The sequence below is a fragment of the Candidatus Zixiibacteriota bacterium genome, assembly GCA_040753875.1.
Lineage (GTDB): Bacteria > Zixibacteria > MSB-5A5 > GN15 > FEB-12 > DATKJY01.
The window spans coordinates 122,162-134,984 of the sequence record JBFMDV010000025.1; the positions used below are offsets into that span (position 1 = coordinate 122,162).

11 protein-coding genes are annotated in these 12,823 nt (G+C 57.5%); 8 read left to right on the plus strand and 3 right to left on the minus strand.

Annotated elements, in window-relative coordinates:
• Positions 1 to 24 precede the first annotated feature (24 nt).
• The 4 genes from AB1644_09530 to AB1644_09545 are packed head-to-tail and all read left to right on the plus strand — an operon-like array spanning position 25 to position 3,756.
• Positions 25 to 390, plus strand: coding sequence for a prepilin-type N-terminal cleavage/methylation domain-containing protein (locus AB1644_09530; protein ID MEW6051283.1), 366 nt, complete (start codon positions 25 to 27; stop codon positions 388 to 390).
• Positions 391 to 398: 8 nt separating this feature from the next.
• Positions 399 to 1,235 carry a hypothetical protein gene (locus AB1644_09535; GenBank protein MEW6051284.1) on the plus strand — a complete coding sequence of 279 codons (837 nt, stop codon included), beginning with the start codon at positions 399 to 401 and terminating at the stop codon, positions 1,233 to 1,235.
• A gap of 29 nt (positions 1,236 to 1,264) precedes the next feature.
• Positions 1,265 to 2,089: a prepilin-type N-terminal cleavage/methylation domain-containing protein gene (locus AB1644_09540; GenBank protein MEW6051285.1), complete on the plus strand. Its 825-nt coding sequence runs from the start codon at positions 1,265 to 1,267 to the stop codon at positions 2,087 to 2,089.
• A gap of 17 nt (positions 2,090 to 2,106) precedes the next feature.
• A complete protein-coding gene (locus AB1644_09545; GenBank protein ID MEW6051286.1) occupies positions 2,107 to 3,756 on the plus strand; it encodes a PilX N-terminal domain-containing pilus assembly protein in 1,650 nt (549 codons plus the stop codon).
• 68 nt (positions 3,757 to 3,824) lie between these two features.
• Here AB1644_09545 and sppA read toward each other — a convergent pair whose 3' ends face one another.
• The 3 genes from sppA to AB1644_09560 are packed head-to-tail and all read right to left on the minus strand — an operon-like array spanning position 3,825 to position 8,105.
• Positions 3,825 to 6,251, minus strand: a complete 2,427-nt coding sequence (sppA, locus tag AB1644_09550; GenBank protein MEW6051287.1) for a signal peptide peptidase SppA — start codon at positions 6,249 to 6,251, stop codon at positions 3,825 to 3,827.
• Positions 6,251 to 7,309, minus strand: coding sequence for a hypothetical protein (locus tag AB1644_09555; protein ID MEW6051288.1), 1,059 nt, complete (start codon positions 7,307 to 7,309; stop codon positions 6,251 to 6,253). Before AB1644_09555 ends, sppA begins: the two co-directional genes overlap by 1 nt.
• A gap of 4 nt (positions 7,310 to 7,313) precedes the next feature.
• Positions 7,314 to 8,105, minus strand: a complete 792-nt coding sequence (locus tag AB1644_09560) for an RNA methyltransferase (GenBank protein ID MEW6051289.1) — start codon at positions 8,103 to 8,105, stop codon at positions 7,314 to 7,316.
• A gap of 70 nt (positions 8,106 to 8,175) precedes the next feature.
• Here AB1644_09560 and AB1644_09565 point away from each other — a divergent pair, with 70 nt between their 5' ends.
• From AB1644_09565 to AB1644_09580, 4 genes are all read left to right on the plus strand, one after another.
• Entirely contained in the window at positions 8,176 to 10,785 is a 2,610-nt protein-coding gene (locus AB1644_09565) for a patatin-like phospholipase family protein (GenBank protein ID MEW6051290.1), read from the plus strand.
• 766 nt (positions 10,786 to 11,551) lie between these two features.
• On the plus strand, positions 11,552 to 11,779 hold the full coding sequence (locus AB1644_09570) for a hypothetical protein (GenBank protein ID MEW6051291.1): 228 nt from the start codon (positions 11,552 to 11,554) through the stop codon (positions 11,777 to 11,779).
• A complete protein-coding gene (locus AB1644_09575) occupies positions 11,772 to 12,092 on the plus strand; it encodes a hypothetical protein (protein ID MEW6051292.1) in 321 nt (106 codons plus the stop codon). The genes AB1644_09570 and AB1644_09575 overlap by 8 nt, the downstream gene beginning before the upstream one ends.
• 171 nt (positions 12,093 to 12,263) lie before the next feature.
• A complete protein-coding gene (locus tag AB1644_09580; protein ID MEW6051293.1) occupies positions 12,264 to 12,710 on the plus strand; it encodes a hypothetical protein in 447 nt (148 codons plus the stop codon).
• Positions 12,711 to 12,823: the final 113 nt, after the last annotated feature.

Below are 12,823 nucleotides of genomic sequence, written 5' to 3' on the forward strand. Positions count from 1 at the left end.
TCGGCAAACGGAAGGATTGCCACTATGAAGATCAGACATATAGGGTCCGAGGCTGGAATCACGCTTCTGGAAGTGATGGTGGCCATGATTATCCTGAGCATCTCGCTCTTGCTCCTGTTGGATATGGCCATGGTGGCTCTGGATGGCAACGACTGGTCCAACAAGACCACGCTGGCCACCCAGATGCTTCAGGAGAAACTCGAAGAGTTGCGCAGCACGGCTGCGCTGGTGGACGGTTCGGACAGCGCCGACGGTATCGCTCGGAGTTGGACCGTGACCAACGTGGGGAGCCATTTGCGGAGGGTCGATGTACAGGTTCAATGGCAGGACGTACGCAGCCGTACCAAGTCCAATACCATGACCGCCTTCATCAAGACAGATTCAGTGTAGGTGATATCATGAACAGATCGACTAATCCTCTTGCAAATCAGCGCGGTACCAGCATCCTGGAAGTGCTGGTGGCGCTCGTCCTGACAGGCATGGTGACCGCCGCGATCTTCCAGACGTACATCACGCAGCACCGGAGTTATGTAATCCAGGACGATATAAGCGAGATTCAGCAAAGCGCCCGTGCAACTATCGACCAGCTCACGCGGCAGATTCGCATGGCCGGTTTTGGTCTGCCGCAAGGTGTCTCGCCCTTTGAGCCGGGGGATGGGAACGGGACACCGGACACCATCGCCGTCACCTATCGTGTCGGTACGTGCCAGGCGGCATTGTCAGTAGACATGGCCAGCACGTCGTCGGACCTTGAGACCAATGACGACGTCTCGTGTTTCGTCGATGGTCAATGGGCATATATCTATCACCCTGACTCAGGCGGCGGCGAGTTTTTCCAGATTAGCTACGTCGACGTCGGCACCAAACGCCTGCAGCATACGGGCAGCCCGTTCTCGGAGGCCTATGCCAAAGACGCGCTGGTCATCATCCTGGACCGGGTGCAGTTCTTTATCACCGCGGACAACGACAGCAACCCCCAACTGATGGTGCAAAGTCTGTCGCTGTCGCCGCAGGTGTTTGCCGAGAATATTTCGGACATACAGTTCCGGTATCGCATCACCAATGGGACGGTCGTCGACCAACCGATTCTCTTGAGCGACGTCCGCGAGATCCTTATCGCCGTCACCGGGCGATCACGTCATACGGGCGTGGGCGATGTGGATGCCGATGATTATCGCTACCGGACATATGAGTCATCGGTGGCGCTTCGTAACCTTAATCAAGCAGGCAGTTAAGCATGTGCCGGAGGGGAGTTGGTGTAACCATGACAACGCGCATTAACAGTATACGGAACAACAGGGGCTTCTCGCTTGCCGAGGTGCTGATCGCCCTGATACTGACCGGGCTGGTGACGACCGCGTTATTCGGTACCTACATCACACAGCATAAGAACTACATTGTGCAGGACGATATCACGGAGATCCAGCAGGCCGCCAGAGCTTCGATCGATGAGCTGCAACGGCAGATCCGAATGGCCGGGTACGAACTGCCTCAGGGGATGGCTTATCTGGTGGCAGCGAATACCGATCCGGACACGATCACGCTGGCCTACGCCAACGAAGGTTGTGACACCTATCTGTCCGCAGCCATGCCACAGCCGTCGTCCGAGCTCAAGTGCGCCACCGACGTTTCCTGTTTCTCCGCAGGTCAGTGGGTGTACATTTTTGAGCCTGATTCAGGCGGTGGCGAGTTCTTCGAAATCACGCACGTCCAGCCGGGGTCCAATCATCTGCAGCACAATACGATGACGCTGTCGAAAGCCTACAGCCAGGACGCCGTCATTCTCTCGGTAACTCAGGCGAAGTTCTTCATCGACAGCACCACCGATGCCAGCCGCCCGTGTCTCATGATGCAGCTTCTTGGGCAGCCGGCGCAGGTGTACGCCGAGAACATCAGTGACCTGCAGTTCCGCTACCGGTTAACCAACGGCATGATAGTGGACCTCCCGCCGGTACTTGAGGACATACGACAAATCGATATTACCGTTACCGGACGATCCCGCAATCCGGAGGTCGACCGTGAAGGACATGACAATTATCGCTATCGAACCTACACCTCGTCGGTAGCTCTGCGCAATCTTGGGGTGTAAAGGCAGGATATATCGCCATGAAACGACATGTACTTCGAACAGAGAACGGCATCGCCGCCCTGGTGGCGCTCATCATGATCGGCATGCTGACGCTTATTGGTCTGGCCGCCTTGACGACTTCCGACGACGAAGTGGCTATCTCAGGCAACCAGCTGCAGGAGACGCGCGCCTTCTACGCCGCCGAAGCCGGCCTGGAAAAAGCTGCGGCCGCTCTACAGGTCGAGTTTGAGACTACCGGCGCACCCCCCACGACACTACCGGTGGGAACCGAAGAAGTTAACAACTGCTCCGTGTCGTATTCGGCGGTCGATGATGGACCAGCAGTTGTTGACGTACTGACAACCGGCACACTGGCGGGACTTCACGCCCTTATTAAGTCGTTCACGATAACATCGACCGGCGAGAATCCCACCGACGCCGCCCGCGTGGTGATGTCCCAGTCGTTCGAGACGGCGTTGATACCGCTGTTTCAGTTCGCCGTGTTTTACGGCAACGATCTGGAGATCGCTCCGGGCCCTGCCATGTCCTTGATCGGACGGGTACACTCCAACGGCAACATGTGGCTGCAATCCGGCGTCAGCCTGCGTATGGACAGCTACGTGACCGCCTCAGGAGATATCCTGCACGGTAGAAAGGGACCCGGAGGAGTCAGCACGGGTGACGTTTTGATAAAGAACGCCGCGGGCACATACGTGTCGATGAAAGACGGCTCAGAGTGGCTCGACGCCAACGATACCAACTGGTACGATGCGTCCGTCAGCCGCTGGAACGGTCGCGTGCAGGATCAGGCCCATGGCATGACTGAGCTGAACGTCCCGTTGACCGGATCAAGCGACCCTCATAAGCTGATAGAACCGGCCACCAGTAACCCCGATTCGTACGAAAACAAGGCGACGCTGAAGATCATCAATGGCGTAGCATACCAGAAGATTGCCGGACTATGGACCGACGTCACTGCGGGCATGCAAGCGGCAGGAATCATTTCATATTCGGCCGACAAGTTCACGGATAAGCGTGAAAACAAGAAGGTAGATGCCACCGAGCTCGACATCCAGGCCCTGTATAACAACCCCGCATTCGTACCGAGCAACGGCGTGATCTATTTCTCCGACGACATCGCCTCGGCGAGCGAATGGCCTGCCTTGCGTATCAAGAACGGTTCTGAACTCGGCGATGCTCTGACTATCGCCAGCGCGAACCCCGTGTATACGCTGGGTAACTTCAACAGCGTCAACAAAAAGCCGGCCTCGATCATGGCAGACGCGCTGACTTATTTGTCAGGCGCCTGGAACGACGCCAGAAGCGCGGATGTGAATTACACCACACGAATTGCCACTGCGACAACCGTCAACTGCTCGTACCTGACCGGCAACGTGGAGACGGATGCCACGTATTATAGCGGCGGTTTCGAGAACCTGCCCAGATTCCTCGAAGACTGGAAGGGCAAGAACTTCACCTGGAGCGGCTCGGCAATTAACCTGTGGGCATCGGTGCAGGCTATCGGCCCATGGGGCGCAACGGCCTACTACCGCCCCCCGAACCGTGTCTGGTCCTATGATACGGACCTGGACGACCCGAACAAGCTGCCTCCGGAAACCCCGGTGGTCCGCGTGTTCCAGCGCTCCGGTTGGAAACAGGATTACGTCAGTCTGGCAGCCGGTAACTAACCAGAGTTCACAACACCTTGCGAAAACCCGCCCTCTCGGCGGGTTTTTGCGTTGATGACCACCACGAGCTATTCAATGGTGATATCAAACGGCAAACGGGCCAGCAACATTCCCTCGGCAGGCAAGTCGGCAATGTCGGCCAATTGCTCAACTGGATTCCGTCCCGTGAACACTCGTACTACAGCCCCTACCAACGGTGCGGCCGGCAGCATCACTAATGGCCGACGACGAGGATACACCTCGACCGTGTACGCATCCCCAAGCCCAAGCCGCTCGTTGAGAAAGTCCGCTGCCTTCTTGATGCCGCCAATTTCATCTATTAAACCGGCCGATAGCGCTTCACTTCCCGACCAGACACGTCCCTGTCCCAGCTTGTCAACCGAATCGGACGGCAGCGACCTATTCTCAGCCACCAGACTCACAAAATGGTCGTAGAAGGCCTTTAGCTGACTGTAATACTTCGACCGCTCCTCATCCGTGAATGGGCGAACCGTACTCATCATGCCGGCAAATCTCCCTCTGGTGTACAGCTCTTTGCCGAGAGCGATTTTCTGGTACAGCCCGGACAAGTCCGCTTTACCGCCATAAATGCCCACGGAGCCGGTAATGGTTCCATGGTCGGCGAACAGGTGTCTCCCGGACAACGCCACATAGTATCCCCCGGAGGCCGCAACATTCCCCATCGAGACCACCAGCGGTTTCTTCGTGGCAGCTTTGGCGATCGAATGAAGGATCTCGTCAGATGCCAGAGCCGAGCCCCCCGGCGAATCTACGCGAAGAATTATACCTTTCACCCGGGAATCAGCGACAGCCTGCTCCAGTGCCTGACGCATCGGTGTCGGTGTCACATCTCCGGCACGCCCAAAGGGCGAGATGTCGCCGCCGTCGGAAGTGATCTCTCCTTCAGCAACCACGACCGCCAGCGATGGCTGCTTCTCCCATCGGTCAGACATCACCGTGTCGGCCATATACTGTCCGAGCGATTGCATTCGAGCTTTCGAACCGGCTGCGGACTTGAACTCATCCGGATAGCATAAGCCATCCACCAGGCCGGCCGTCAGAGCATCGACAGACGTAAACGGCCCATGGTCTATAATACTCCTGACCGAATCTTCGCTCAGGCCGCGCCCTTGAGCGATTCCGGCCACAAACTGGTCGTACACGTCATCGAGGAGGCGATTGACTTGCTCCCGGTTCTCTTCTGTGGCAGCTGAACGCGTGTAGATCTCGGCAGCGCTCTTATAATCACCAATGCGGACCATATCGATCCTGGCCCCCAGCTTTTCAAGAGTCCCGCCATAAAACGTGAGCTCAGTGCGTAGTCCGACCAGATTCAGTCGGCTGACTGGACTTATCAGAATCGAATCAGCGGCACAAGCCAGATAATAGGACAAGTTGCCGGGTTCACTGAGGTGACAAATTACCCGTTTCCCCTTCTGGCGGGCGCGCTGGAGCGCCTCCCTGATCTCCTGAGTTTTGGCGAATCCGCCGGCATAGGGTCCAACCGAGACTTGAAGCGCGCTGACCGAGGGATCATCGGCCGCTCGGTAGAGAGTTCTCACAAGCGAGATAAACGGTATCGTCGATCGCCCAAATACGGGGCGGGGCGGGTTTTCCGGTAGCTCACCAGCAAGACTAATGGCAAGGGGACGCTGCGGCCGGGTGATCAGCGACGGTTGCATCAAATGCGTCGTCCCAATGAAAGCGGTTGTGCCGCGCCCATCACCACCACGTGAAAAGCGGCTCTTGAAACCCGCGAACTGACGCAGGATGTTTACCCGCAGACCGATCTGCCAGCCTCGATCGGAATCGACAAAGCCATTCACATACAGACCGGCGCGCGGGGACAATTCGGCATGATACACGAAATCCGCATTGTTGAACTGCGTCTTGGTGGAAAGAAACGCGTCGACGGCGAGCGTCAGACGATCCTGCCACGTGCGATACGCCAGCGAATAGCGCTGTTCCGTCTCGGTTCGCTCGCCGTTCACTTTGCTTCGATTCAGATTGGAGTAGACCGCGGCCCAGGAGATTACGCCTCGAGTATTTCCCTGTGCGCCAATCGTCCAGTTGTGCTGCCCATCGTACGAACCCGGGCCGTCGGGGAAATATCGGTACGACAGGCCGAGGTTGAACATCCCTCCAACTGGCATCCCGCCCGCAAACACCCATTCCTTGAAATTCCCGCCGAATTGATCGTCGAGATATCGGAAGGCAGTCGACAGCCGGTCCGCCTGCACCACCCAGCCCCAGCTTCGCGCCACATCGCCGTCGAAATAGTCGGCCATCACCTGCATGCTGGAACTGTTGAATCGTCCCAACCCGGCCGGATTCACCCAGACTGCTTCCGACCCAAACACGCTGGCCGCCGGCTGGTAATAAAATACACCTTCCGGTTGCGCGATGCGTTTCACCGTCTGTCCCTGTGTTGATTGGGTCAGAAGCACACCGTGCCCCACAATCGCCGCCAGGAAAATGCTGAAACTTGTCTTCATCAATCCGCCTTTACTCCCCGCACATATATTCTCCCCTTCCCCCGGATCGAACCGCTGATCTCGGCGTCCCCGTTGCCCGTGCGCAGATTCAAACGATCTTTCTCCACCAGATCTGTCTTGAATCTCAGGTTGGTGGTTTCGATGGCGCCGTCTTCGTCGACGGCCAGCGAAAAATTCGCCGAGATACTGTCCGGCACGGTCACCTCGATATCCTCAAACTGGTTCGTGATCACCAGGCGGCCGTCGCGCATGGAACGTATCTCAACGATCACGGGCGCGGAATTGCCACGCACGAAACTTGGTTCTCCCTGCGGTCGAAAATCGTTCAGATCGATCCGTCCATAACTGTTCTTGGCGTTCACCGCCCCTGTCAAACCGGTGATTTTGATGTCGCCCCCTTCGTTGCGAAATCGGGCGGCGTTGCCAGGGCAAGCGATATTGGTGGCAACTATCGACGCATTGGTAGTGGCAGCCGAGATATCACCGGCAATCTCCTCAAGCAGAATGCGCTGGTTGGCGGTGGTAACATCCAGTTTAGCGGTCACCTTGTGCGCCTCAACCTTTCCCAGCGACGGCTGGACCACCAGCGAGTGCAGCGGCCCGACCGCGGACACGTCGAAACCGGAGGCATCGATCCCCACCACGGCGTCAGTCGGCACCACGAGATCCGCGACAACTATTCCAGCCTCGTCCTCCTTGTCCCACGGGGCCGGATTGGGCGCCCGCATCTCCAGCCGCGTGTGATCCGCCATCTGGTCGAGTGATACCGCTATCAGGTCGATATAGTCGATCCCCTTGGCTTTGCTGTCGGCTCGTGCCCGCTTGGTATAGGCCAGCGTGACGGAGTTGGACTTCTCCGTCGTGATGTTCAGCGAGCCGCTCAGTCGGATCGCCGAACGGATCACCAGCCGCTTATGCGGACCCATAGTCACATTGGCGCGAATCTCGCGTGTGACATACAGCCCCGGTTCCTTCTCGGTTATTTCCTGCCCGCATGCCGTACCGGCCATTACGATTGCGAATACCAATCCTGACCAAACCAAAAGTGATCTCTTCATGTGTTTAACCCCGATTCCGATGATAAATCTCTCTCATGAGGATAGACCCCGCCACCGCCGCGTTGAGTGATTCCACTTTCGGTGAATGCTCAACTCTGACGCGCAGTGTGGCGGTGTGCAGCAGTGCGTCCGACAACCCCTCAGCTTCCGAACCTATCGCTACAGCGACAGGTGCGTCGGGCAGGTCGGCCTGCAGGCGGTCTAGATCCATTGAGCCACCAATATCGGCGGCCACGATTACAAACCGGTGTTGCTGCATGGCGCCAAGAATCTGATCTGTTGAGTCAACCGCCAGGTTCAGGCCAAACAATGCACCTGCCGAAGCTCGGGCCACCTTGGGCGACCACGGCTCGGCGCAGTTCCCGGCCAGAATAACGTCGTCAAAACCAAATGCCAGCGCCGACCGGAACAACGTTCCCAGATTCCCCGGATCGCTGATATTCTCGCACACAAGAACACTACGCGTGCGCCGGGCCAGGAGTTCGGTCAAATGCATGCCCGGTACCGAAAACCGCCCGACAATCCCCTGCGGACTTCTGGAATCCGCAATCGCCGCCAGCTGCCGAGCCGGGAGCTCCTGCAACGGTATCTTCTGCCCTCTGAGACGTGTCACCAGCGCACGACCGCGCTCCGAGAGCATTGACTCCGACCAGTAGACTACCAATGGCCGGTAGTTGTGCCGGTCTGCCTCTTCGAGCAACCGAACGCCCTCCGCCAAAAACTGATGTTTCAGTTTTCTACCTTTTTTCGTCAACAGCGATGCAATATCTTTGAGTTCTGTTCGGGTCAGTGACACGATGTACCTTAAACCTGTTGTGCGAGTCAATCATTCAGTGCGGTGCCGTTTCGGGCAAGTTAAATATCGTGTGTTTCTGCTGGTCATGGTGCTGTTCGCGCACGGCGCCGCGATGGGTGCCGACACCCTGCGAATAGGAGGGGTCGATGGCCCTGATCCTGCCGACGACCGGCGGACCTATCCTGTGTTGTTGGCTCTGTCGGGTGGCGGAGCGCGCGGCCTGGCCTCCATCGGAGTCCTGAAGGCATTCGAAGAAAAAGGGATTCGCGTTGCGGCCGTCGCGGGAACATCGATGGGCGGCGTCATCGGGGGCCTCTACGCGTGCGGCTATTCGCCCGACGACCTCCGGCGCATCATGCGGCAAACGGATTTCAACAGCCTCTTCACCAACGAGCCGGCTCGCTCCACCATGTTCCTCACCCAGCGTCAGGAACGGGACCGACATCTCCTGTCCATCCGCTTTCGAGGACTCCGCCCGCACATTCCACAGGGACTGACCGCCGGACAGAAGCTCACGTCGCTCCTTGCTGAACTGACTCTTCCCGCCACCTATCGCGCCGGCGGCGATTTCGGACGGTTTCGTATCCCGTTCAAAGCTGTTACTACCGACGTAGCCAGCGGCAACATGGTCGTCCTGTCTCAGGGCTCGCTGGCCGAAGCCATGCGCGCGACCATGGCGTTTCCATTGGCCTTTACCGGTCTCGACCGTGACCACCAACTGCTTATGGATGGCGGCATGGTGATGCCGATTCCAGTCGAGATTGTCCGTCAGATGTGTGACTCTGTCCCCCTCGTTGTGGCGGTCAATACCACCAGCCCCCTCCTGCCCAAGGAAGAATTGAGCACGCCGGTCGATATCGCCAACCAGGTCACCACCATCATGGTAGCCGACCAATTACGCGCGCAGTTGCACATGGCAGACTTCGTCCTGCAGCCGGTAACTGACAATTACACCTCAACAAGTTTCGCTGAAAAGGAGAGCATCATCGATGGCGGCTATCAGGCCGGACTTCTCGCAGCCGACAGTATCATTGTGCTGAGTAAGGCAATGCAGGAAGGCGGCCGTCTTGTGGTGAATGGCATTACGCTCTCATCGCGCGCAGCGGTCGACTCCAACGCGATTGCACAACATTTTGTCGGACTTCGTTTCAACCGGCAGGAGTTGGCCGACTCCCTCAAAAGCATCACTCGGCAGTACGGCCTGTTTGAGATCCGCGCCTGGTTTGATCAACCGTTTCAAGGCGAATCGAACAGCCGGTCGGAAGCACGAGCAGCCAAGCTTCACATCGATGCCTACCCATGTCTGCCTGCGAGCAAGGTACGATTTCAGTTCCAAGGGATCAGCAGTTTCACCGAAAACGAACTTCTGTCCATTATGCAGCTTCCGGATACCGCATTGTCGCCCCCGGTCCTTCGGTCGGGACTGATGCGCATCATCGACCATTACCGCCGCGACGGTCATGATCTGGCGAACATCAAACACCCCGAGGTCGTTCACGACAGCAGCCTGGTGCGAGTCGAGATCGATGAAGCGATCATCCGGCGAATCGTGGTAAAGCAGAACAGACACACGCGCGACTGGTTTGTCCGCTCGTACCTTCCTCTCAAGGCCGGCAAGCCGTATTCCACCGGCGCCGCGGCACGGGGGATTGCCGATATCTATGGCACCGACCTGTTTGACCGGGTTGGTTTTGATCTGCAACCGGCCGGCGACAGCGCTGTTATGACCATCACCGTCGACGAGAAAAACTACTCGCAGGTCCGGTTGGGCTGGCACTGGCATGACGAGTACAAATCCGAGGAATTCGCCGAGCTGCTCAACGACAACTGGCTGGGGATGGGCGTCGAATATCAAATGCATGGTCGGTACAGCGACCGTCGGCGCGAACTGTTCGGCGAACTGAAAGCCAACCGCATATTTGCCACCTATCTCACCGGACAGGTTCGGCTCTACGGCACCCGCCTGGTGCGAGTGATGTACGACGTCGAAGGCAACGAGCAGGGCATGCGCACGGAAAAACGCTTCGGCGGCTTCCTTCGCTTCGGACAGCAGATAGCCCGCCTGGGTACGGTAACGGGTCGCTTTCTGCGTGAGCAGGTGTCGTATGTCAGCGGCGATCCCGCGGTCGAGAGTCACTGGCAACGGACCAGCTTCTCCCTTGAGTCGTTGGTCGAGACACTCGACCGCTGGCCGTTTCCCGAGTCAGGCAAGAAGCATCAGTTTGAACTCGAAGCCGCGGTGAAGTTCCTTGGCGGCGAGGCCCAGTACACCCGGCTGCATTGGTCTGTGGAAGCCTATTTCCCGATTTCTGCCCGGCTCAACTATCATCCGCGATTCGCACTTGGCTGGTCTCGCGACGGCCTGCCGCCGTCTGAACGATTCTATGTCGGCGGGCAGCGCTCGTTTGCGGGCTATCGCACCGATCGCCTCTCCGGCGACAAAATGATCCTGGTCAACCAGGAATTGAGACTGGCGCTGCCGTTGCGGTTCTATGCGACGGCTCAGTACGATCTCGGTGAAGTGTACACTATCACCGATGATATCAAGCTCCGTAATCTTCGTCACGGCCTCGGAGTATCTCTGGCATTCGATTCCCCGCTTGGGCCGGTGGAACTCGGCTACGGGCGGGCGGAAAATGAGAGTGACCGCCTCTACTTCTCCGCCGGCCTTGATTTCTGATGCAGTCCTCTGCCACCGAGTAGATGGACTGACTCCATTTTTCCCCTTGACACCGGACCATCAATAGCGTATTGTTTATATGAGAAGGGTCACTACGAATAATACCGCGCCGGCCCCCTCCCTCACGGGTGGCCGACTCAGCGCAGACCTGAAAACGGAACATTCCCTAAGTCCCCATCCTTCACCCTTCAGTGTTATACGTGGACGTATAGCCCTAAAGAACGGAGGAACAACTATGGCAAATTGGTCTTGCTGGCCACACGTCGAGTACAGTCCTCGTCGGCGTCAGTGAAGACAAGTGTAAACATGGATTGGGGCGCGGAACCTCCACTCGAGTTGCACGCCCAGGGCCGAACTGGGTCAGGGAAACGACCCCGCCTGTTGGCTCAGACAGGTATGTCTCCGATCGGCACGCTTACCTATCATCCTATCGGAGCAAACAGTTCAGCCAATTTAAGAGTGACCCGGCGCCGGTGATGGCGCCAACCATATATCCGCAGTACGAACGACCCGGCGGCAAGTTATGCCGCCGGGTTTCGTCTTAGACCATACCCTGTGGCGTCGCTCCCATACTTGTGTCTCCCTTTGCCTCGGACTAACCCAGGGAATCAATTTCCCTTTGAGCAACCCCTGCACAGTTTCCTCTCGGAGTTCCTTGCTGCACAACGAGTAACAGTTGCCGGGAGAGAACACCGTCCTCTATGGCATCCCCGTTGCAATTATCCCCGTCTGACAGGACCAAACTATTCAGGCTGGGATGAGTATTATGAAGGTCAAGTTCGTACTTACTATGGACGACGTTGAAGTGGACAACCGGAAGATCGACCAGCTCATTATGGACTGGGAGACGGATGTCGACCAGCAGGAGATACTCGAAGTGTCCCACCAGTGGATTACAACCCAGAATTTCCTCACCAGGCGGATGATCGGCCTCACCCGCGTCGGCGAATCCTCGCTGACCATTGAACCGCTCGAAGAGGGCGGGAATGCTTGAACACGCCGCTGCGATCGTGCGCAGCATATTTGAATTCGCAGAACAGAATGTCGGCGCCCTCGAATCGGCGCGGGATTACATTCTGCAGCGATTCGGCCAGAATGGCCTCTACGCCGCCTATGTGGTTCTCGGCGTGCTCGGGGCGGTCATCCTATATCGCCTGGTTAAGATAAGTCTGCTCGCGATCAAGTATCTGGTAGTGCCTTCTGTGGTGCTGGCGCTTCTGGCTTCGTTCGTTCTGCCGTATTCCTTTTCGACTATCCTCCCGATCACCGTTACGCTGTGCTCGCTCATGCTCCTGGTGAAGGCCTGAGCCCTTTCACCTTCCTTTTCTGTCCATACACTGAACCATAATTCTCAAAACGCAAACGCCGGTCGAAACAAGCTTCCCTCTGTCCGACACAACCTTACGTCATTTCGGATGATTGGGCCGTTCTCTCGCAATCATCATCGCTCAAAGGAATTCAACAACCGGAGATAGGCGATGAACAGCCCTGTTACATGTGTAAATTGCGGCCACGACCTTGAACAACGACGAGGCGTCTGGCTCTGCCCGACCTGCAACACCGAGGCCGCCAGTTTCCTTCCGTTCCGCGACGACACCGATCAGGAAGGATTCGTGCTCATAGACTGCCCGGGCGCCACGCTGTATCAGCCGGGAACCGATACAATCGTGGCCGGCGCGAAGTTCCTCGACGAAGACGACCCGGTCAAAGGGTTTGAGATTGTCGACCACGCCGTATTCGCGCCGACTCATACCAAGCGCCGACGTATCAAAATCGAGGCCCTGGGCAAGATTCGACGCTGCCAGGGATGCCAGGACCTCACGGTCCGGATGCGCCGCCGCGAGGGACCGGACTTCTTCATCCCGTCGCCGAAACACCCGGGGCGAAAGAAACTGAAATCGGTCACCCCGCGGTCCAGCGGCTGAGCACGGTCACGGTGGTCGACACGGCGAGTTCGCTAATTTGTCAAAGTGCCTTTTGACGTCAATCAGCGTATAATAGCCCGGTGATCGCCCCATGGTCGGAGAATAGGGGATTC

Coding starts and splice junctions, on each gene's coding strand:
- AB1644_09530 (MEW6051283.1), top strand. CDS start 25: ATGAAGATCAGACATATAGGGTCCGAGGCTGGAATCACGCTTCTGGAA.
- AB1644_09535 (MEW6051284.1), top strand. CDS start 399: ATGAACAGATCGACTAATCCTCTTGCAAATCAGCGCGGTACCAGCATC.
- AB1644_09540 (MEW6051285.1), top strand. CDS start 1,265: ATGACAACGCGCATTAACAGTATACGGAACAACAGGGGCTTCTCGCTT.
- AB1644_09545 (MEW6051286.1), top strand. CDS start 2,107: ATGAAACGACATGTACTTCGAACAGAGAACGGCATCGCCGCCCTGGTG.
- sppA (MEW6051287.1), bottom strand. CDS start 6,251: ATGAAGACAAGTTTCAGCATTTTCCTGGCGGCGATTGTGGGGCACGGT.
- AB1644_09555 (MEW6051288.1), bottom strand. CDS start 7,309: ATGAAGAGATCACTTTTGGTTTGGTCAGGATTGGTATTCGCAATCGTA.
- AB1644_09570 (MEW6051291.1), top strand. CDS start 11,552: ATGAAGGTCAAGTTCGTACTTACTATGGACGACGTTGAAGTGGACAAC.
- AB1644_09575 (MEW6051292.1), top strand. CDS start 11,772: ATGCTTGAACACGCCGCTGCGATCGTGCGCAGCATATTTGAATTCGCA.
- AB1644_09580 (MEW6051293.1), top strand. CDS start 12,264: ATGAACAGCCCTGTTACATGTGTAAATTGCGGCCACGACCTTGAACAA.